We start from the raw sequence: 19,928 nt of genomic DNA, 5'->3' as shown, positions 1-19,928 counted from the left end.
AAACCGGTTAAACAGCTCACAAAAAACAAAACATGTCAATCTACAATACTCAAACACTAAAAATATACAATTCCCTTTCAGGAGAAAAAGAACTATTTGTACCTATCAATGAAGGAAGCATTGGGATGTATGTTTGCGGACCCACAGTTTACAGTAATGTACATCTTGGAAACTTAAGGACTTTTATGTCCTTTGATGTTATTTTCAGGTATTTTATTCATTTAGGATATAAAGTAAGATATGTTAGAAACATCACTGACGTAGGACACATTGTAGATGATGTTGATGAAGGAGAAGATAAAATTGCTAAAAAAGCACGTCTGGAGCAATTAGAACCTATGGAAGTAGTGCAGCGTTACACTGTAGATTTTCATGAAATTTTAAAAGCATTTAACTTTTTACCACCAAGTATTGAACCCACTGCAACGGGTCATATTATTGAACAAATCGAAATTATCAAAAAAATAATCGATTCAGGGATAGGATACGAAGCGAATGGTTCTGTTTATTTTGACGTAGTAAAATTCAATAAAACCAATCATTACGGAAGATTAAGTGGTCGCAATATTGAAGATATGCTTGCCAATACAAGAGATCTTGACGGACAATCAGACAAGAGAAACCCACAGGATTTTGCTTTATGGAAAAAAGCCGAACCACAACATATCATGCGTTGGCCATCACCATGGAGCGACGGTTTTCCGGGTTGGCATTTAGAATGTACCGCCATGAGTACTAAATACCTTGGCAACCATTTTGATATTCACGGTGGCGGAATGGATTTAAAATTCCCGCATCACGAATGTGAAATCGCTCAAAATGAAGCCTGCACCGGTCAAACGCCGGTTAACTACTGGATGCATGCCAATATGCTTACGCTAAATGGCAAAAAAATGGCAAAATCTACCGGAAATAACATTCTGCCGGGAGAAATTTTATCCGGAAACAATACTATTCTCAGCAAAGCTTTCCCTGCTTCAGTAGCACGTTTTTTCATGTTGCAGGCACATTACAGAAGTATTCTTGATTTTTCTGACGAGGCTATTGTCGCTGCCGAGAAAGGATATAAAAGATTAATGGAAGCCATTGATTCGCTAAAGCAAATAAAAACCGCCAGCAATAGTACACTGGATATTGCAGGCTGGAAACAACTTTGCTATGACGCCATGAATGATGACTTTAATAGCCCAATCTTAATCGCACAATTGTTTGAAGGGGTACGCTTTGTCAATTTGTTAAAAGAAAACAAAGAAACTATCAGTGCTACAGATTTAGAAACTCTTTCCACAACAATGCAATCTTTTGTATTTGATGTACTAGGATTAGAGAATCAAAAAACAGCCGATAGCAGCAACGACAAATTAGAAGGCACTATAAACATGTTAATTGACATGCGTAATAAAGCACGTGCTGATAAAAATTTCGCCATGTCTGATCACATCAGAGACCAGTTATTAACTTTGGGAATTCAGCTCAAAGACAGTAAAGAAGGAACAAGTTTTAGCATTTGATTTATTAAATCACATTGAAAATATTTATCATGATTTCAATCCATAAATTCTAAAAATGTTTTCAAAAATCATCATATTGCCCTTTGTATTTCTGGTGCGAATTTACCAATTGGTAATTTCTCCTCTAACACCGGCAACTTGCCGATTTACACCTACATGCTCTGCTTATATGATTGAAGCTTTAAAAACGCACGGTTTATTTTATGGAGGCTATTTGGGTTTAAAAAGAATCTTTAGCTGTCATCCCTGGGGGAAAAGTGGTTATGACCCCGTTCCTGAAAAAAGACACAATCATAAACATTAACCTTTAATTAGTACTGGTTTTACTTAAAATATTTACTTTTACATATATAAAAAAGAATACATGACACACGCTTTAAATATCGTATGGAATCCATCAGAAGGTATCGATTTAGGTTTTTTTGTAATCAGATACTACAGTTTAATGTTTGTAGTTGCTTTTGGACTAGGCTGGTACATCATGAAAAACATTTTCGAACGTGAAAATGAATCCCTTGAAAAACTGGACTCTTTGTTTGTCTGGACGGTTCTCGCTACATTAATAGGTGCCCGACTAGGACATGTGTTATTTTATGATTGGGAATATTTTAGAAACCATCTTCTTGAAATATTTTTACCATTTCGATTCTCACCTAAATTTGAATTCACAGGTTATCAGGGACTGGCAAGTCATGGAGCAGCAATATCAATAATTGTTGCCATGTATTATTACAGCAAAAACATCCTAAAAAGACCTTTGCTCTGGATTTTAGACCGTGTTGTAATCGCTGTTGCAAGTGGCGCCATATTTGTGAGATTAGGCAACTTTTTCAATTCAGAAATTGTTGGAAAAGAAACAACTTCATCTTTCGGGATCAAGTTTATTCATGATTATTTCAGCAAAGCAGATGCTGTGAATGAAACACAAATTCCTAACCCCAAAGAAGCTTATACCGCTATTGCCACAAACCCTAAATTTGCTAATTTATTAGCTCAGGTACCTGTTAAACATCCGGCACAATTATATGAGGCGTTTTGTTATGTTTTTGTATTTGCAATCCTGTTTTACCTATACTGGAAAACAGAAGCGAGAGAAAAATCAGGATTTTTATTTGGATTATTCCTTGTATTATTATTTTCGGTTCGAATGGTAGTAGAATCCGTAAAAGAAAGTCAGGGTGGCTTTGAAAATGCTCTGGGACTGCTTTCTACAGGTCAATGGCTAAGCATTCCTTTTATACTTATTGGTTTCTATTTTATATTTACTGCCGAAAAACCTATAAAAATATAGTTTCAAAAACACTCCAATAATAAAAATGCCGTCTAACCAATTTAGTTAGACGGCATTTTTTTGTGTTTTTCACCAAATTTCATAAAGCCCTAAAAACAAAAAACCACCTAATTTCTTAAGTGGTTTTATTTTGAGCCGGCGGAGGGACTCGAACCCACGACCTGCTGATTACAAATCAGCTGCTCTAGCCAACTGAGCTACGCTGGCGACTCAATATGTTTTTGTAATGAAGCGTCAATTTAAATAAAAAACCACCTAAAATATAGATGGTTTTTTGAGCCGGCGGAGGGACTCGAACCCACGACCTGCTGATTACAAATCAGCTGCTCTAGCCAACTGAGCTACGCTGGCGTCTCATTACGGGTGCAAATATAAGTCTGTATTTTGTTATTCCAAAATAATTTCAAACTTTTTTTGACCTTTTTTTTACTACAATTCGTTGATTTTAGCAATCAATTGATTAGCAGTTTGTTCCAATTCTACATTGATTTGTTTGAAATGCGCTTTCTTATTTTCAACATTCTTAGCATTCACTTTTGCAATTAAATTATCAAAAGCAGCAATAGCTTCATCAATTAAATTGTTCGTTTCTTCTGTTGGTTTTCCTGTAGTTGAAATTTCAAATAAGTAAACTGCTTCAATAATATCTCCTAAAACGTAATTGATGTCTTTCTTTAAATTCTTAACGTTTGCCATTTTTATTTTAATTTTAATTTGCGTTTGCAAAAGTACACATAAACTTTTTATTAGTCACTATGAAATGTAAATTTCTAAAACAGAAGCTTTTCCACTCAAAACCAACTCACTTACAGCTGCAGGAATCAAAACCGTATCTCCTTTTTTATAAGTATACTGAACACCATTACATTCTATTTCAAAACTACCTTCCACACACATATAAACAGTAAATGTATCTCCTGATTTTTTTGCTAAAAGTTCTCCATCCAAAGGAATAAAATTAGTTGTAAAATAAGGACAATCAACCACTTCATTTGATTGATTACTCACTTTATCATATTGTTTATAAGTGTCTACCTTTTCATAATTAATAGCATCTAAGGCCAAATCAATATGCAATTCACGTCCATTCCCATTAGCATCTACTCTGTCAAAATCGTAAATACGATACGTAATATCAGAAGTCTGCTGAATCTCAGCCACTACTAATCCCGCTCCGATAGCATGAACAGTTCCAGTTTCTAGAAAAAACACATCTCCTGATTTTACTTTTACATCATCAAGAATAGAAAGCAGGGTTTTATTCTCCAGATTCTTCACATATTCATCAGCATTAGACTTTTCTTTAAAACCCACTATAATTCTGGCATCAGTATCCGCCTGCATGATGTACCACATTTCTGTTTTACCAAAAGAATTATGACGTTCCTTAGCCAGTTTATCATTAGGATGAACCTGAATGGATAAATCTTCACGGGCATCTAAATATTTAAAAAGTAACGGGAATTGCTTTCCAAATTTTTTATAAACCGCTGTTCCTAATAGTTCATTAGGAATTTCATCAATTACTTCAAGCAATGATTTTCCTTTTAAAACTCCATTGGAAATCACACTCACATCTCCTTCAACAGTTGACAACTCCCAACTTTCGCCTGTTGTAGATGATGTAATAGATTTATTAAGTACGGTTTTTAATTTTTCTCCTCCCCAGATTCTGTCTTTCAGAATAGGCTCAAATTGCATCGGGTATATATTATTTATCATTTTTATATATTTTTTATTAAAACAAAAGTAAAGATAGTGCTCGCCTGAAGACAAGTACTTTTAAATCATTTATATAGATTATACAATCAATTTTCAATTCAACAATACTTTTTCAATACAGAGAAAAATTATCATATTATTTTAAAACAAGCTTACAATCCTTTATAAGTTACAAAATTGCGTGGTGTTTCATACAAAACCACTTCTAATTCAAATTTTGATGCTATTTTTTTTCTGATTTTATTCCAAATCACTACAGCAATATTTTCGGCAGTAGGATTCAAATTTTCAAACTCCGCTACATCTACATTTAGATTTTTATGATCAAAAGGATCTTCTACTTCTTCTTTAATGATAGCTGCCAAAACTTTAGCATCCATAACAAAACCTGTTTCAGGATCAACTGCCCCGGTTACACTTACTATTAATTCATAATTATGACCGTGAAAATTAGGATTATTACATTTACCAAATACAGCATCATTTTGCTCAAAAGTCCAATCTTTGCGATACAAACGATGCGCTGCATTAAAATGGGCTTTTCTACTTATTGTTACTATCATAATCCTGTTTTAGATTCAAAAAAATTATTATTTAAACGGTATGCTCTTCTAAATAATGATAAAACTCATCGAAAATAATTTTAAACCAGACCGTATAATTATCCGGATGGATCAAAATATCCTCTTTTACTGCTTCAATACCCATCCATTTCCAGGATTCTGCTTCTTCAGGATTGATAACCGGATTTTCATTATAATAACCTATCATTACATGATCTAACTCATGCTCAGTTAATCCGTTATCAAATGGAGCTTTATAAATAAAATGAAATAATTCTTTAAGTTCTGTCCGGAATCCCATTTCTTCCATCAGTCTTCGGTTTCCTGCCTTAAGATTGGTCTCGCCTTCACGCTGATGACTGCAACAGGTATTTGTCCACAACAATGGGGAGTGGTATTTATGATGTGCACGTTGTTGCAACATCAGTTCATTTTTATCATTTAATATAAAAACCGAAAAAGCACGGTGTAATACCGCTTTCTCATGAGCTTCTAACTTTGGCATTAAGCCAATTTGCTCATCCTTTTCATTAACCAGTATTACGTTCTCTTCTGTCATATTTTTTTATAGCTAGACAAAAATACAAAAAAGATAAAGAAACCTTCATGCTTTAACGTTCTCTTTCGAAATTAAAAAGCAAAAAAAATGGGCATAAAAAATTTTAAATTTGTAACTTATTATTTACTTTATTAAATTCATTTTAAACCAAAAAACAAATTTCAACGTAAATATAAAGAGTTAAACAACCTATAAATAGCTGTTAAATTGTAAAGTAAGTGACATTAAAAGCCTAATTCGCTAACTATCTTTGTATGTATCAGAAGTTTATCGTTTAAAAAAATCATAAGCAACATTTAATACCTAAAAAAAATGAAAACAAATTCTTTGATAAATATACTTTTTATAGTACCACTGTTTATTTTTACAGCTTGCGGACAAACAAAAAAACAGTCGGTACAAGAAAGTAAAATAACAGCAAATAAAATCAGTAAACCCGGCAATCCTTATTATTCTAATACCGATACAACCAAATTAAAACTAAGTGATGCTGAGTGGAAAAAGGTACTACCTGAAGATGTTTATTTAGTAATGCGAGAAGCCGAGACTGAAAGGGCTTTTACAGGAAAATATTGGAATACTGAAGACAAGGGAACCTATTATTGTGCTTCCTGCGGTAATTTATTATTCCGATCTACTGCTAAGTTTTCAAGCAGCTGTGGGTGGCCTAGTTTTTTTGAACAGGAAAATAAAAAAAGCGTCACTTACAAAAACGATTATTCCTACAACATGGAACGGATAGAAGTATTGTGCGGAAGATGTGACGGACATTTAGGACACCTTTTTGATGACGGTCCGCCTCCAACAGGAAAAAGATATTGCATGAATTCCATTGCACTTGATTTTATTCCTGATGCTAAATAACTCCTGCCTCAATACCAAAACAATTATCCTATAATTAGTTGTAAATTACAACATACCAATAAGTTTAAACATGAAAAAGATATTTTTATTAGCACTATTACTTTCATTAAGTATGACAGGGCAAAATAATTCGAAAAAAAATAATTCTAATCTTGAAACCATAACACTTGGAGCAGGCTGCTATTGGTGTGTGGAAGCTATTTTTGAAAACCTTGAAGGAGTTAAAACTGTAGTTTCCGGATTTTCGGGAGGTAAAACAGTGAATCCAAGCTATGAAGAAGTTTGTACAGGAAAAACAGGACATGCCGAAGTAGTCCAAATCACTTTTGACAAAACTAAAACCAATTTAGAGGAGATTTTAAAAGTCTTTTTTACTGTTCACGATCCTACTACTTTAAATCGTCAGGGTGCCGATGTGGGAACACAATACCGATCTTCCATTTTTTACCGAAATGAGATGCAAAAAAAATCAGCCCAGGATATAATTACCGCTTTAAACAAAGCTAAAGCTTATGACAATCCTATTGTTACTAAGGTAGAGCCGTTTACTAAATTTTATGAAGCTGAGGATTACCATCAGGATTATTATGCATTTAATAAAAACAAACCCTATTGCCGACTGGTAATCCAGCCTAAATTAGAAAAATTTGAAAAGGTTTTTAAAGATAAATTAAAAAAATAATTTATAATTCATCTATAGAAACCCCAATAATTTGCGAGAGTTCTACAACTCTATCTATCTCTTTTTTATTAACTACAAAAAACAGATAATTATCTCCTTGCGTATCAAAACTCATTAGCGCTAAATCTAATTTTGCCAATGCTTTTTGTATGTAAGGAAAAAGGTCGTGACTGTATGTTTCTTCAGGATAATCAAATATAAATTCCTGATTAATAATTTCAGAAATAAAATACGTAACATCGTCAGCAGAAAATTTCCAATCGCTGTTCCAACAATTTACATGCTCTAAAAACTCGAAATTATTTTCAAGAAAATCATATTCCTCAGCAGCTTTTTTATACTTACTGAACATATTTTTTGATTGCTTTTTGATGCTTTCGTCAGCAATTTCATTTCTGGTAATCAGATTCGAAAATTCTTCAAAATGCGCTTGTGTAACTTCTTCAAACAATAAATTCGGACAGGCAATAGTTTTAGGTAATTCAATTCCCAAATGCTGACATATACCGATTAAAACAGTTTCAAAATCTTTAAAAGCGATTTTTTCAATATCTATTTCCGGTATGTTGTTTTTAATATATTTAGTGTCAAGAAGATTTCTAATAAAAAAAGTAAAATAGCGGTTATTAGAGTACAAAATTCTAAAACTGTTGGAATCAACACTACCGTTATCACAACAAAAAAAGATAATGAAATTTTGTAAAATATTTTTTGTAACCGCATTCATTCCCTTAGTATTACTAAAAAATTGAATATGAATAAAATCAACAGGATAATTTTCATCAATCAAATCCTGAGAAAGTGGATCAATATCTATCTTAGAAAAGAGCTCATTCAAAACCTGATAAACTGAGGAATACCCACAACTTTTAACCTCACTTTTCTTTTTAGGGTTATCAAATGAGTCCGGAAAATTGTATCTGTTAACGTAAATTTTATCAAAAAAACCTTTTTGTTTAAAACTTACATTTGAATTTTCGTAATACAAATAAGAATAGATTTTATCTAAAATTTCAAACGTAATTACCGAATCATTTTCTTTTGCTTTGCTGTTAAATAATGAAGACAAAAACTTTTTCATAATAACATCATTTTAAAGATTCTGCAATCATCAAAGCGCATTTTTCACCATCAATAGCTGCCGAAATAATCCCGCCGGCATAACCTGCTCCTTCTCCGCAAGGATACAAGCCTTTTATTTGTAAATGTTCTAATGTTATTCCGTCCCTTGGGATTCTGACAGGTGATGATGTTCTGGATTCCGGTGCATGAAGAACAGCTTCATTCGTTAAATACCCTCGCATGGATTTTCCAAAAGCAGTAAAACCTTCACGCAAAATCTGGGTTAAAAAACCCGGAAAAACCTGCCCTAGCTCAACGGAAGTTGTTCCGGGAACATACGATGTTTTAGGTATTTCTTTCGAAATTTTAGACTGGGTAAAATCAATCATTTTTTGAGCAGGAACTTTTTGCGTCTGACCTGCCAGATGCCACGCTTTTTGCTCAATACTTTTTTGAAATTCCATTCCTGCCAAAGCACCAAATTTAGCAAAAGGTTTAAAATCTTCTAATTTTAATTCGATTACAATTCCTGAATTGGCAGTAGCCTGATCTCTTTTAGAAGGAGACCAGCCATTTGTAACAACTTCACCCGGACTTGTAGCACAAGGTGCAATTACACCTCCCGGACACATACAAAAAGAATACATTCCGCGACCTCCTACTTGTTTTACAATACTATAAGGCGCGGGCGGCAGCAGTTCGCCACGATAATCGCAACTATACTGAATACTGTCAATTAAGGATTGCGGATGTTCGGCTCTGACGCCTAAAGCAAAAGGTTTTGCCTCTATAAATATTTTTTTTCGATCTAATAATTCAAAAATATCTCTGGCCGAATGTCCCGTAGCCAAAACTAATTTGCTTGCAAGAATTCGATCTCCGTTTTGAGTTACGATTCCTTCAACTTCATTATTTTTTATCAGAATATCAGTTACCCGGGTTTCAAACAAAACCTGACCACCACATTCCCTTATTTTATCACGAATGTCTTCGATAATCTTTGGTAATTTATTTGTTCCAATGTGCGGATGTGCATCTACCAGAATATCGGGAGTAGCACCAAAAGCTACCAATAATTCTAAAATGCGGTTGACATCGCCTCTTTTCTTAGAACGGGTGTATAATTTGCCGTCTGAGTAAGTTCCGGCGCCACCTTCCCCAAAACAATAATTAGAATCTTCATCAACAATATGATCGCGATTAATAGCTTTTAGATCACGACGACGACCACGAACGTCTTTCCCGCGTTCGACAACTATTGGTTTTAAACCTAATTCTATCAATTGCAAAGCTGCAAACAATCCTGCAGGACCGGCACCTACAACAATTACCTCCTGAGCATTCGAGACATTAGGATAATCAGGCAGTTGAAGAAAATTTTCCTGAAAAGCTTCTCCTTTTAAATAAATAAGCACTTTCAAATTGATTTTAACCGCTTTTTGACGTGCATCAATAGAACGTTTTAAAATACTAACATGCTGAATTTCTTCGGGAGTAACTTTTATCTGTTTGGACAAATAGTCTTTAAGCAACAATTCATTTGCAGCAATTTCCGGTGTTACCTGAAGTAAAAGTTCTTTTGGCATGGTATCTTATTTATCAATTGGCTTTTCTATTTATGAAAAGAAGTTGCAAAAATAACATTTTGAACTGAAATTAGTTCTTTAATGTAAAATCCATTTTAAAATAGACTTCGTACCTTTGCTTCTTTTAAACTTTGTACCTAAAAAAATGTCCAGAAAAATAAAATTGATTTGGGATTTCCGTGGCCCTGCAGCTGCCAAAACAGCGGAACATCACGAAATTCATCTAAAAGAATATATTGCTATTGAAAAATTGCCCTTAAACATTACCGGATTTGAAATTCAGGGCGAAATGCAGGCTATCGCTTTTATGGTTGTAACCGATGAAAACATGATTCAGGTGCGTGATGCTTTGAAACCACATCGCGGGGAAATCTATCAGAATTAAGTTCTCAGAAAGCAGAAGACAAAAAAAAGATTTCAGATTAATAGTTTACAATATTAATCTGAAATCCAAATTCTGAAGTCTACATTCTAAAATCTTAGTTTGCTACTTCACTTATAAATTTGATACGCATTAACCGTAGTTCGTCAATATCATAATCGCCTTCAAATTCCTTTAAGGCTTCCTCTATTTTATCGGTTTTGGATTCCATAAAATAATCGTGAATTTCTTCCTGCTGGTCTTCATCAAGCATATCATCAATCCAGTATTTAATATTCAGCTTGGTTCCCGCATATACAATTTGCTCCATTTCTTTAATCAAAGCATCCATTGTTAAGCCTTTTGCTTTAGCAATATCATCTAAGGATAATTTGCGATCGATATTCTGAATAATATAAAGCTTATTAGCCGAATTAATACCTGTAGATTTCACCACCAAATCATCTGGACGGATAATGTCATTATCCTCTACATAACGATTAATTAAGGCAATAAATTCGGTACCATATTTCTTAGCCTTTCCTTCCCCTACACCATGAATATTAATCAATTCTGCTTGTGAGATAGGATATTTCAAAGCCATATCTTCCAAGGAAGGCTCCTGAAACACCACAAAAGGCGGAACTCCTAATTTCTTGGCTACTTTTTTACGCAAATCACGCAGCATCTCCATTAAAGCCTCATCAGCAGTACCGGCTGATTTTGCAGCAGTTACAATAGCTTCATCTTCTGCATCATTATACTCATGATCCTCAGACATCATAAAAGAGCTTGGATTAGCAATAAAATCCAATCCTTTTTGGGTAATCTTTACAATCCCGTAAGTTTCGATGTCTTTTGACAAATATCCTTCTACTAAAACCTGTCTCAGCAAGGCCATCCAGTATTTCTCGTCATGAGCTGCACCACAACCAAAAAACGACTGAGAATCCGTACGATGTGCTTTAATTACTGCATTGACCCGACCTATTAATGTAAAAACAATTTCTTTAGATTTATATAAATGTTTGGTATCGCGCACTACTTCGAGCAACTGAACCACTTCTTTCTGGGCCTCAACTTTTGTCTTCGGATTTCTGACATTGTCATCCATATCGGCTCCTTCACCGGTCTCGCTGTCGAATTCTTCACCAAAATAATGCAGTAAAAATTTCCTTCTTGACATTGACGTTTCGGCATAAGCCACAACTTCCTGCAACAAAGCAAAACCTATTTCCTGTTCAGCAACCGGTTTACCTGACATGAATTTCTCTAATTTCTCTACGTCCTTATAAGAATAATAAGCCAGACAATGTCCTTCGCCTCCATCACGTCCGGCACGGCCTGTTTCCTGATAATAACTTTCCAGAGATTTAGGAATATCGTGGTGAATTACAAAACGCACATCGGGTTTATCAATTCCCATTCCAAATGCAATGGTAGCCACCACCACTTCTACATCTTCCATCAAAAACATATCCTGATGTTTGGCCCTGGTTTTAGCATCCAGTCCTGCATGATAAGGAACAGCACTAATACCGTTTACTTTTAGTACTTCGGCAATTGCTTCTACTTTTTTTCGGCTTAAACAATAAATAACACCTGATTTCCCTTTATGCTGACGAATAAACCGAATAATATCTGATTCAACATTTTTAGTCTTAGTGCGTACTTCATAATACAAATTAGGCCTGTTAAAAGAGGCTTTAAAAGTAGTAGCATTAGACATATCCAGATTTTTCAGAATATCTTCCTGTACTTTTGGAGTTGCCGTAGCGGTAAGACCTATAACCGGCACCTCACCTATTTGTTTGATTATATTTTTAAGATTTCGATATTCGGGTCTAAAATCATGTCCCCATTCAGAGATACAATGTGCTTCATCGATAGCAACAAAAGAAATGGTAACACTTTTCAGGAAACTGACATTTTCTTCCTTTGTCAATGATTCCGGAGCGACATACAATAATTTGGTTAATCCCGAAGTAATATCTTTTTTAACCTGAGCTATTTCGGTTTTTGTCAAAGAAGAATTTAAAACATGGGCGATGCCATTTTCTGAAGACAAACTTCGTATCGCATCTACCTGATTTTTCATTAAAGCAATTAATGGAGAAACTACCACAGCTGTCCCTTCCTGAATTAAAGCAGGCAACTGATAACATAATGATTTCCCTCCACCTGTAGGCATTATCACAAATGTATTTTGCTTATTCATTAAGCTTGTAATCACTTGCTCCTGTAATCCCTTAAATTGACTAAAGCCAAAATATTTTTTTAATTCTTTATGGATATCAATTTCGTTTGAATTCATTCTTTATTATCTGGTATTTTGTATAAATTTGCATCACATAAAGATACAAATTTCTTTTACACACACAAATTTTAAACATTCTGTTTTGATATCCAAAGAAAATATATTGGCTGTTGCCAAAAAAACCATATTATCTGAAAGTGAAGCAATTGTAAAACTAATTGACTACTTAGATGAAAATTTTTCCAGAGCTGTAGAAATTATCTTTCAATCCAAAGGTCGGCTGGTGGTTACCGGGATTGGAAAAAGCGCCATCATCGGTCAGAAAATGGTAGCTACATTCAATTCTACAGGAACACCTTCGATGTTTCTTCATGCCGCCGAAGCCATCCATGGTGATTTGGGAATGATTCAAAAAGACGATGTTATTATCTGCATATCTAAAAGCGGAAACAGTCCCGAAATCAAAGCACTTATTCCGCTGTTAAAAAGAGATGGAAATCAGTTAATAGGAATCAGCGGAAACAGCAGTTCATTTTTAGCCCAACAATCAGATTACGTTTTAAACACCACAGTTGCCGCCGAAGCCTGCCCTATTAATTTAGCTCCTACAAACAGTACTACTGCTCAATTAGTAATGGGCGATGCACTAGCTATTTGTTTAATGGAAATGCGTGATTTTAAAGCAGAAGATTTTGCTAAATACCATCCGGGAGGAGCGCTTGGCAAGAAACTTTTACTCCGGGTAAAAGACTTGATCGAGCACAGTTTAAAACCAACAGTAAGTCCGGATACAGCTGTAAAAAAAGTTATTTTTGAAATATCCGAAAAAAGACTTGGTGTAACAGCGGTTGTAGAAAACAACAAAGTAGTAGGAATTATTACGGATGGTGATATTAGAAGAATGCTGAATGACAGAGATTCTTTTACAGATTTAACTGCAAAAGATATCATGACCAAAAATCCTAAATCAACCTCATCAGACACTATGGCAATCGACGCCTTACAAATTTTGGAAAACCACTCTATCACCCAACTTATTGTTATTGATAATGAGGAATACAAAGGAGTGTTACATTTACATGACATACTAAAAGAAGGAATTCTATAATGGCAAAAAAAAACACAAACGAAATGTCGTTTTTAGATCATCTTGAAGATTTAAGATGGTTATTAGTCCGAAGCACTATCGCAGTAATAATAATGGCAATAGTAACCTATTTTATTAGTGATTACTTATTTGACACTGTCATTTTTGGACCTACCCGGCCTGGTTTTTTCACCTATGTTTATTTTTGCGAATTATCACATCAACTGGGTTTTGCAGAGAGTATTTGTATTACCGAGATGCCTTTTATCATCCAGAACACACAAATGGAAGGTCAGGTAAATGTTTTTATCTGGATTTGTATGCTTTTTGGGTTCATACTTAGTTTTCCTTATATTTTATGGGAAGTATGGAAATTTATAAGTCCTGCATTGTACCAAAACGAGAAGAAAAACGCCAAGGTATTTATCTTTTTCTCTTCTTTATTGTTTTTTATGGGCGTTATTTTCGGCTATTTTGTCGTGATCCCGATGTCAGTGAATTTTGTCGCAACTTTTACTGTCAGCCCTACCGTAATTAACCAATTTACTTTGGATTCTTATATCGGGATGGTAAAAACATCAGTAATAGCCAGCGGATTATTTTTTGAACTCCCAATCATCATTTATTTCCTGACTAAACTGGGACTGGTAACTCCTGCTTTTTTAAGAACATACCGAAAATATGCCATTGTACTGGTGTTAATTATAGCCGCAATAGTTACTCCTCCTGATGTGGTGAGTCAGACAATTGTTGCTATCCCAATGTTATTAATTTACGAAGCCAGTATCTTTCTTTCTGTTTTAGTGGTGAAAAAAGAAAAAGGCTTAGCGCTAAAAAAATAATAAATTGTTAATGTGTTTATTTGTTTGTTGGGTTATTCGTTAATTTGTCGAAGAATCTAATGAACAGATACTCAAACAACCCAACTTAAGATGATTTTAAGAGCCGATAATTTAGTAAAAACGTACAAAGGAAGAAGTGTTGTAAAAGGCATTTCGGTCGAAGTAAATCAGGGAGAAATTGTTGGTTTATTAGGTCCTAACGGAGCCGGAAAAACTACCTCTTTTTATATGATTGTAGGTTTAGTAAAACCTAATGCCGGAAGCATCCATCTGGACAATACTGATATTACTCATTACCCAATGTATAAAAGAGCCCAGCAGGGAATTGGATATTTGGCTCAGGAAGCTTCAGTATTTAGAAAACTGAGTATTGAAGACAACATTTTGAGTGTTTTGCAATTAACAAATTTGCCTAAAGAAGCTCAAATTGCAAAAATGGAAAGTCTGATAGCCGAATTTAGCCTGGAACACATTCGAACAAACCGTGGCGATTTACTTTCAGGAGGAGAGCGTCGTCGTACTGAAATTGCACGTTGTCTCGCTACTGATCCTAAATTCATCTTACTGGATGAACCTTTTGCCGGAGTTGACCCTGTAGCGGTGGAAGATATCCAAAGAATTGTAGCCCAGTTAAAGAATAAAAATATCGGAATCTTAATTACAGACCACAACGTACAGGAAACACTTGCTATTACCGATAAAACCTACTTAATGTTTGAAGGAGGAATTTTAAAAGCCGGAAAACCCGAAGAATTAGTAGAAGACGAAATGGTTAGAAGAGTGTATTTGGGACAAAATTTCGAACTAAGAAAAAAGAAACTGGAGTTTTAATTGAAGTGGGAAGTTGGAAGTTAGAAAGCAGTTAAAAATTAAATTTTTACAAAATGGAAGATCCAAATAACCCAAGTAAAGAAACTTTAGAAAAATGGTCTAAAGATCCAAACAATTGGATTTATGGAATTTTCTATTACAACCCAAAAGACAAACGCATTTTTCCTCCTAAAAAAATTGCATGGATGGGTTTTACAACTAATTTCGCCAATCCAAAATCAGTACTTTATTTAATTGGAATACTGCTATTCTTCGCTTTTATGGTATTACTAATTGAAAAAATAAAGTAATTATTCTTTAGTAATAAACTGTAATTGCTGCAAATCGCCATTAAAAATATTCACATCTACATTACCATTGATACCTGAAACAGTGGCTTTTTCAGTGAATTGCCAGAAGAGCCAGTCTTCTTCTAATTTTTCCCTGTAAAAATTATAATTGGCAATCCAAAACAAATAATCGGAGAACTCTTCTTTCAGGAAATCATCATAATAACTTTCTCCGGTGTAGATGATGGGTTTTACTTTATAATGCTCTTCTACTGCAATCAACCAACGTCTGAGTCCAATTTTTAATCGTTCAATAGATTGATTTTCGGGTAATTTTTCAATATCAAGAACAGGTGGCAAATCGCCTTTTTGAAGGCGGACTGTTTTTATAAAAAGTTCGGCTTGTTCCAATGAATTCTCATTCGGACGATAGTAATGATAAGCACCCCGAATCAACTGATTTTCTTTGGCCTTGAGCCAATTCTCCTTAAATCGTTTGTCTAATCGGTCATCACCCACAGTAGCACGGATAAAAACAAAGGAAATTTTATAATCATTATCTAAAGTTTCTACAGCATCCCATTCAATATCGCCTTGATATTCTGAAACATCAATCCCAATCGCTTTGGCTTCATTTTTTTCTAAAACCTGATAATTCCGTACATCCGAAAGTTTTTTAGCTCTGGCTTCTTTGTCTAAAACCTTATCGGTTTTAAAACTGAAATAATAAGCTAATCCATCTCTGTAATGGTACACTGTTCCAAGAAAAAGAGCTATAAAAAAAACAATAACACCCGTTTTAATCGTCTTTTTCAATACTACTGAAGACTTCTTCTTCGGCTTTCTGTATGTCGTAGTCCGACGTCTGTTATTTTGTTTTGCCATCTAAAGAAAACCTATTATTCACAACAGATAACAACACATAACTTATAATAACCAGTGGAACTCCGGCATATTGAAAAAAGGCTAATAACAGAACCGAAAGGGTTAAAAAACTAATTTGGAGCGCATTATCTTTAAAAGTAAATTTCTTGATTTTCAACGAAAACAACGGAATTTCGGCATTTAAAATATAAGCACTGAAAGCCGTAATGAGTAACAAAATCCATTGATTTGTTAACAATTCCAGTATAAATAAAGAATCAGAATAGCTTATTACTAATGGCAAACTCAATATAAACAAAGAATTAGCCGGAGTTGGTAAACCAATAAACGAATCCGTTTGACGAGTATCAATATTAAAAAAAGCTAAACGATAACAGGAACCCATCGTAATTACAAAACCTAAAAAAGGAAAAAAAGAACTGCTTGAAATTTCGTGCTGACTATTTTCTAATAAAAAATACATGACATAACCCGGAACAACACCGCTGGTAACCATATCAGCCAAGGAGTCCAATTGCAATCCCAGTTCCCCGGTAACTTTGAATAAACGTGCAAAAAAACCATCAAAAAAATCAAAGAAAATCCCTAAAAAAACAAAGAAAAAAGCAATTTCAAAATTTTGTTTGCTTACAAAAACCATTGCAATACAACCGCAAAAAAGATTCAGTAGCGTAATGCTGTTCGGGATGTGTTTTTTAATATTCATTTTCTATTTTGATTTTAGGGAATAGCTACGCAAATTTAATACAATACATTTTGTTATTTCAAATTCCTCGATTTTTCTTCCATCAATTTTCAACAGATTATTTTATTCATTATTATTTAAAATAAGAAAGAAATAAGCTCGTTAAAAAATGATACTTTTGAAAAAAAATAGCAAAAACCTCTTTTATGACACCTATTTCCTTTTTAAAAAAAACGACATTGCTGTTATTCTTTTTCAGTATTTTCAGTACTGTTCGTGCACAAAATATTCAATTATCTAATGATGCTACGGTAAGCGTAATTACATGTGGTACCGGGAACGAATCCTATTCTCTTTTTGGACATACGGCTATCCGGATAAAAGACAGTGTTAATTTTGTTGATGCTGTTTATAATTATGGCGCATTTGATTTTAACACGCCTAATTTTGTTCCCAAATTTGCCAAAGGCGACCTTCAGTATTTTGCTATTGTAAACCGCTATGCTGATTTCATTAATCAATATGCTTATGAAAATCGTTCGGTAGATGAGCAGGAATTACAGATTCCTCTGGAGTTGAAACAACGACTTTTTGAAAATCTAAATACATCCTTAGCTTCAGGAGACAGCCATTATACCTATAAATTTATTGATAAAAACTGTACTTCGATGGTTGTGGATATTATCAATAAGACATTAGGAGCTACAGTAATTTCAAAAAAAACAGATACTGATCTTACTTACAGAAGTATTTTATTCCCCTATTTTGACCATCATTTTTATGAAAAATTAGGTACGAGTATTATTTTTGGAACAAAAGTAGACGCATTGGGAACCAAAATATTTTTACCGGCAGAACTCCAAAAAAGTTTACCATTAACCAAGTATAAAAATCAGCCATTAGCACCCAAAAATAACAGCATTTTACACTTTGCTCCCACTCACCCTGTCTCCTGGTGGAATAACATTTATACCTATTTGATTTTCTTAGCTTTATTAGTGATTTTAAACAAAAAAGAAATCCATATTAGTTTTTTCAGTACAATGGGATTGCTGGGCTTGTTCTTTATTTTTATGGGTTTTTATTCCAATCATTTAGAACTGGCTAACAATTACAATGTACTTTTATTCAATCCTGCTTTGTTAGTACTTGTGGTATTTTATAGTTTGAAAAATAAAATATGGACGTATAGACTGGCGGTATTTAATCTTTTTTCAATGGTAGTTTATCTCTTTGTTTTGCTTAACAAAGCACACTTATTTATCGTATTGCCATTGTTAATTACTTCAGTATATTTTTTAATACAACTGATACTAAAAAACAGAAAAGCCATTCCGATTATTATTTAAAAATTATTGCCCTCGGTAAAATAAAACAGTCGTTATTGTTTTTAAGGTAATACTGAAATCAAGGAAAAAACTACGGTGCTTGATATAATACAAATCATACTGCAGCTTTATTAAACTTTCTTCAATGGATTCCCCGTAACTGTAATTTACCTGTGCCCAACCGGTAAGTCCGGGTTTAATAACGTGTCTGGTTTCATAAAAAGGCATTATTTCGGCAATTTCTTTCACAAAGAAAGGACGTTCTGGGCGTGGTCCTATTACCGCCATTTCTCCTTTTAAAATGTTTGCAAACTGAGGAAATTCGTCCATTCTGGTTTTTCTCATAAATTTCCCAAAAGCAGTAATTCTGTTGTCATTAAAAGTAGCAAAAACAGCTTTTTCTGCTTCAGCATTTTCGACCATAGTACGAAACTTTAAAATCTTAAATATTTCACCATCCTTCCCTACTCGTTCCTGTGTATAGAACAAACTTCCTCTGTTTGCGAAAGCATTTACAATAAAAATAAACGGAATTAGCACCAGCGTGATTAACAATCCAATAACCGAAAGCATGATTTCCAAAATTCGTACAATAGCTAAATACAGACGGTTTTGATTGCTACGGCTGAAAGGGAAAAAACGATAGAAATCCCGTTCTACATATTGTACCGGAATACGCTGGGTTTTTGCCTCATAGACCTGAGAATATTCCCGGATTACTTTCCCTGATTCTAATAATTTCAACAATTGCTGGTAGAGTTCCGTAGTAATATTTTCGGGTTTTTGAGTACCAATTACAATTTCAGTAATGTGCTTTTCTTTCACATAACTAAGTAAATCTTTTGTTTTCACACCATCTAAATAAGAATGAAACTCGTTTTCACTAATCACCAGATAATCATTTACGTAGGCTATAATTTTATAATGCGGATCAATATTTTCCAATCCCAGAATAAGTTCTTCCAGCTGATCGTTATCACAAATTAATAAGGCATTTTGAAGGAATCTTTTGGATGCCAAAAACCGCACATAAAAAACACGCCATAAAAGTAACGAAAAGAAAATAACCAGTAAAAATGCTAAAATTTGCAGCCTGTTAGTAGGTAATTCAGGAGTGTAAACCGGAGTTAACAAATAAGCGGTAACTGTGGTAGTCACTGTTAAAATAGTGCTTTTTATAACCTGAAATTCATTACTGGATACCTGAAGATTATAAAATTCTAATATTGTCCCAATAACTTTTAGATAAAAAACAAGAACTGCCAAATGAAATATATTGGAAACTGTCGATTTTAAATAGGTTAAATCAAAGAAATCCCCAAAAACATACAATGCCACTACGATACAGCCTACATCTACAAGATGCAGAATAGTTTTCCTTTCGGAAATCTCAAAATGTATTTTATCTTTTAGCATTCTTTTTTTTGTCAGCAATATAACTCTTATCCTTAAAATTGTCAACTCTGATGAGTTTTAAATATAATTTCAGTACAAGTTTACAAACTATCTGCTCAGGCTGATAACATATCCTTTTAATGACTTT

21 protein-coding genes and 2 tRNA genes are annotated in these 19,928 nt (G+C 34.0%); 11 read left to right on the top strand and 12 right to left on the bottom strand.

Features of this window, described 5'->3' with window-relative positions; translation table 11 throughout:
- Positions 1-32 precede the first annotated feature (32 nt).
- From cysS to lgt, 3 genes are read left to right on the top strand one after another with little or no spacing between them, the layout of a single operon-like run.
- Positions 33-1,511: a cysteine--tRNA ligase gene (gene cysS / locus BUB89_RS14145; protein WP_073246131.1), complete on the top strand. Its 1,479-nt coding sequence runs from the start codon at positions 33-35 to the stop codon at positions 1,509-1,511.
- A gap of 55 nt (positions 1,512-1,566) precedes the next feature.
- Entirely contained in the window at positions 1,567-1,815 is a 249-nt protein-coding gene (yidD, locus tag BUB89_RS14140; RefSeq protein WP_073246129.1) for a membrane protein insertion efficiency factor YidD, read from the top strand.
- A 60-nt stretch (positions 1,816-1,875) separates the two neighbouring features.
- A complete protein-coding gene (lgt, locus tag BUB89_RS14135; protein WP_073246127.1) occupies positions 1,876-2,802 on the top strand; it encodes a prolipoprotein diacylglyceryl transferase in 927 nt (308 codons plus the stop codon).
- 133 nt (positions 2,803-2,935) lie between these two features.
- Here the strand turns inward: lgt and BUB89_RS14130 are convergent.
- The 6 genes from BUB89_RS14130 to idi form a co-directional block, all read right to left on the bottom strand.
- Positions 2,936-3,009: transfer RNA gene (locus tag BUB89_RS14130), tRNA-Thr, on the bottom strand.
- A gap of 70 nt (positions 3,010-3,079) precedes the next feature.
- A tRNA-Thr gene (locus BUB89_RS14125) sits at positions 3,080-3,153 on the bottom strand.
- Between the two features lie 78 nt (positions 3,154-3,231).
- A complete protein-coding gene (locus tag BUB89_RS14120) occupies positions 3,232-3,498 on the bottom strand; it encodes a hypothetical protein (RefSeq protein ID WP_073246125.1) in 267 nt (88 codons plus the stop codon).
- 57 nt (positions 3,499-3,555) lie between these two features.
- On the bottom strand, positions 3,556-4,524 hold the full coding sequence (locus BUB89_RS14115) for a type I phosphomannose isomerase catalytic subunit (RefSeq protein WP_073246122.1): 969 nt from the start codon (positions 4,522-4,524) through the stop codon (positions 3,556-3,558).
- 152 nt (positions 4,525-4,676) lie between these two features.
- Positions 4,677-5,087 (bottom strand): 6-pyruvoyl trahydropterin synthase family protein, encoded by a 411-nt coding sequence (locus tag BUB89_RS14110; protein WP_073246120.1) that lies wholly within the window; start codon positions 5,085-5,087, stop codon positions 4,677-4,679.
- A gap of 31 nt (positions 5,088-5,118) precedes the next feature.
- On the bottom strand, positions 5,119-5,646 hold the full coding sequence (gene idi / locus BUB89_RS14105; protein ID WP_073246118.1) for an isopentenyl-diphosphate Delta-isomerase: 528 nt from the start codon (positions 5,644-5,646) through the stop codon (positions 5,119-5,121).
- A 312-nt stretch (positions 5,647-5,958) separates the two neighbouring features.
- On the opposite strand from idi, the gene msrB reads away from it, so the two are divergent.
- Positions 5,959-6,510: a peptide-methionine (R)-S-oxide reductase MsrB gene (gene msrB, locus BUB89_RS14100; protein ID WP_073246116.1), complete on the top strand. Its 552-nt coding sequence runs from the start codon at positions 5,959-5,961 to the stop codon at positions 6,508-6,510.
- Positions 6,511-6,580: 70 nt separating this feature from the next.
- The gene (msrA, locus tag BUB89_RS14095) at positions 6,581-7,192 is read left to right on the top strand and encodes a peptide-methionine (S)-S-oxide reductase MsrA (RefSeq protein WP_073246114.1); all 612 of its coding nucleotides are present in this window, start codon (positions 6,581-6,583) and stop codon (positions 7,190-7,192) included.
- Position 7,193: 1 nt separating this feature from the next.
- On the opposite strand, the gene BUB89_RS14090 is transcribed toward msrA, so the two are convergent.
- Both BUB89_RS14090 and BUB89_RS14085 read right to left on the bottom strand, forming a co-directional pair.
- Positions 7,194-8,273 carry a DUF6630 family protein gene (locus BUB89_RS14090; RefSeq protein WP_073246112.1) on the bottom strand — a complete coding sequence of 360 codons (1,080 nt, stop codon included), beginning with the start codon at positions 8,271-8,273 and terminating at the stop codon, positions 7,194-7,196.
- 7 nt (positions 8,274-8,280) lie between these two features.
- Positions 8,281-9,840 (bottom strand): NAD(P)/FAD-dependent oxidoreductase, encoded by a 1,560-nt coding sequence (locus BUB89_RS14085; RefSeq protein WP_073246110.1) that lies wholly within the window; start codon positions 9,838-9,840, stop codon positions 8,281-8,283.
- A 145-nt stretch (positions 9,841-9,985) separates the two neighbouring features.
- Between BUB89_RS14085 and BUB89_RS14080 the strand changes: the two genes are divergently transcribed.
- Positions 9,986-10,225: a hypothetical protein gene (locus BUB89_RS14080; protein WP_073246108.1), complete on the top strand. Its 240-nt coding sequence runs from the start codon at positions 9,986-9,988 to the stop codon at positions 10,223-10,225.
- A gap of 94 nt (positions 10,226-10,319) precedes the next feature.
- Here BUB89_RS14080 and BUB89_RS14075 read toward each other — a convergent pair whose 3' ends face one another.
- Positions 10,320-12,515 (bottom strand): ATP-dependent DNA helicase RecQ, encoded by a 2,196-nt coding sequence (locus BUB89_RS14075; protein WP_073246106.1) that lies wholly within the window; start codon positions 12,513-12,515, stop codon positions 10,320-10,322.
- A gap of 85 nt (positions 12,516-12,600) precedes the next feature.
- Here BUB89_RS14075 and BUB89_RS14070 point away from each other — a divergent pair, with 85 nt between their 5' ends.
- The 4 genes from BUB89_RS14070 (at position 12,601) to BUB89_RS14055 (ending at position 15,508) form a co-directional block, all read left to right on the top strand.
- Positions 12,601-13,566, top strand: coding sequence for a KpsF/GutQ family sugar-phosphate isomerase (locus BUB89_RS14070; RefSeq protein WP_073246104.1), 966 nt, complete (start codon positions 12,601-12,603; stop codon positions 13,564-13,566).
- Positions 13,566-14,387: a twin-arginine translocase subunit TatC gene (gene tatC, locus BUB89_RS14065; protein ID WP_073246102.1), complete on the top strand. Its 822-nt coding sequence runs from the start codon at positions 13,566-13,568 to the stop codon at positions 14,385-14,387. The genes BUB89_RS14070 and tatC overlap by 1 nt, the downstream gene beginning before the upstream one ends.
- Positions 14,388-14,477: 90 nt before the next feature.
- On the top strand, positions 14,478-15,218 hold the full coding sequence (lptB, locus tag BUB89_RS14060) for an LPS export ABC transporter ATP-binding protein (RefSeq protein WP_073246101.1): 741 nt from the start codon (positions 14,478-14,480) through the stop codon (positions 15,216-15,218).
- A gap of 53 nt (positions 15,219-15,271) precedes the next feature.
- Positions 15,272-15,508, top strand: coding sequence for a DUF5808 domain-containing protein (locus tag BUB89_RS14055; RefSeq protein WP_073246099.1), 237 nt, complete (start codon positions 15,272-15,274; stop codon positions 15,506-15,508).
- Here BUB89_RS14055 and BUB89_RS14050 read toward each other — a convergent pair whose 3' ends face one another.
- The gene (locus tag BUB89_RS14050) at positions 15,509-16,372 is read right to left on the bottom strand and encodes a glycoside hydrolase family 25 protein (RefSeq protein ID WP_073246096.1); all 864 of its coding nucleotides are present in this window, start codon (positions 16,370-16,372) and stop codon (positions 15,509-15,511) included.
- Entirely contained in the window at positions 16,356-17,078 is a 723-nt protein-coding gene (locus BUB89_RS14045; RefSeq protein WP_073246094.1) for a CDP-alcohol phosphatidyltransferase family protein, read from the bottom strand. The genes BUB89_RS14050 and BUB89_RS14045 overlap by 17 nt, the downstream gene beginning before the upstream one ends.
- 185 nt (positions 17,079-17,263) lie before the next feature.
- On the opposite strand from BUB89_RS14045, the gene BUB89_RS14040 reads away from it, so the two are divergent.
- Entirely contained in the window at positions 17,264-18,406 is a 1,143-nt protein-coding gene (locus BUB89_RS14040) for a lipoprotein N-acyltransferase Lnb domain-containing protein (RefSeq protein ID WP_073246092.1), read from the top strand.
- Between the two features lie 3 nt (positions 18,407-18,409).
- Here the strand turns inward: BUB89_RS14040 and BUB89_RS14035 are convergent, their stop codons facing one another.
- Complete coding sequence (locus BUB89_RS14035) at positions 18,410-19,801, bottom strand: exopolysaccharide biosynthesis polyprenyl glycosylphosphotransferase (protein WP_073246090.1); 1,392 nt, start codon at positions 19,799-19,801, stop codon at positions 18,410-18,412.
- Positions 19,802-19,928: the final 127 nt, after the last annotated feature.

It is taken from the genome of Flavobacterium flevense (assembly GCF_900142775.1).
In the GTDB taxonomy this organism is placed as follows: Bacteria; Bacteroidota; Bacteroidia; order Flavobacteriales; family Flavobacteriaceae; genus Flavobacterium; species Flavobacterium flevense.
Note: the sequence above shows the minus strand (reverse complement) of the source record. Positions and strands in the feature narration are given on the sequence as shown.

Coding starts and splice junctions, on each gene's coding strand:
- cysS (WP_073246131.1), top strand. CDS start 33: ATGTCAATCTACAATACTCAAACACTAAAAATATACAATTCCCTTTCA.
- yidD (WP_073246129.1), top strand. CDS start 1,567: ATGTTTTCAAAAATCATCATATTGCCCTTTGTATTTCTGGTGCGAATT.
- lgt (WP_073246127.1), top strand. CDS start 1,876: ATGACACACGCTTTAAATATCGTATGGAATCCATCAGAAGGTATCGAT.
- BUB89_RS14120 (WP_073246125.1), bottom strand. CDS start 3,498: ATGGCAAACGTTAAGAATTTAAAGAAAGACATCAATTACGTTTTAGGA.
- BUB89_RS14115 (WP_073246122.1), bottom strand. CDS start 4,524: ATGATAAATAATATATACCCGATGCAATTTGAGCCTATTCTGAAAGAC.
- BUB89_RS14110 (WP_073246120.1), bottom strand. CDS start 5,087: ATGATAGTAACAATAAGTAGAAAAGCCCATTTTAATGCAGCGCATCGT.
- idi (WP_073246118.1), bottom strand. CDS start 5,646: ATGACAGAAGAGAACGTAATACTGGTTAATGAAAAGGATGAGCAAATT.
- msrB (WP_073246116.1), top strand. CDS start 5,959: ATGAAAACAAATTCTTTGATAAATATACTTTTTATAGTACCACTGTTT.
- msrA (WP_073246114.1), top strand. CDS start 6,581: ATGAAAAAGATATTTTTATTAGCACTATTACTTTCATTAAGTATGACA.
- BUB89_RS14090 (WP_073246112.1), bottom strand. CDS start 8,273: ATGAAAAAGTTTTTGTCTTCATTATTTAACAGCAAAGCAAAAGAAAAT.
- BUB89_RS14085 (WP_073246110.1), bottom strand. CDS start 9,840: ATGCCAAAAGAACTTTTACTTCAGGTAACACCGGAAATTGCTGCAAAT.
- BUB89_RS14080 (WP_073246108.1), top strand. CDS start 9,986: ATGTCCAGAAAAATAAAATTGATTTGGGATTTCCGTGGCCCTGCAGCT.
- BUB89_RS14075 (WP_073246106.1), bottom strand. CDS start 12,515: ATGAATTCAAACGAAATTGATATCCATAAAGAATTAAAAAAATATTTT.
- tatC (WP_073246102.1), top strand. CDS start 13,566: ATGGCAAAAAAAAACACAAACGAAATGTCGTTTTTAGATCATCTTGAA.
- lptB (WP_073246101.1), top strand. CDS start 14,478: ATGATTTTAAGAGCCGATAATTTAGTAAAAACGTACAAAGGAAGAAGT.
- BUB89_RS14055 (WP_073246099.1), top strand. CDS start 15,272: ATGGAAGATCCAAATAACCCAAGTAAAGAAACTTTAGAAAAATGGTCT.
- BUB89_RS14050 (WP_073246096.1), bottom strand. CDS start 16,372: ATGGCAAAACAAAATAACAGACGTCGGACTACGACATACAGAAAGCCG.
- BUB89_RS14045 (WP_073246094.1), bottom strand. CDS start 17,078: ATGAATATTAAAAAACACATCCCGAACAGCATTACGCTACTGAATCTT.
- BUB89_RS14040 (WP_073246092.1), top strand. CDS start 17,264: ATGACACCTATTTCCTTTTTAAAAAAAACGACATTGCTGTTATTCTTT.
- BUB89_RS14035 (WP_073246090.1), bottom strand. CDS start 19,801: ATGCTAAAAGATAAAATACATTTTGAGATTTCCGAAAGGAAAACTATT.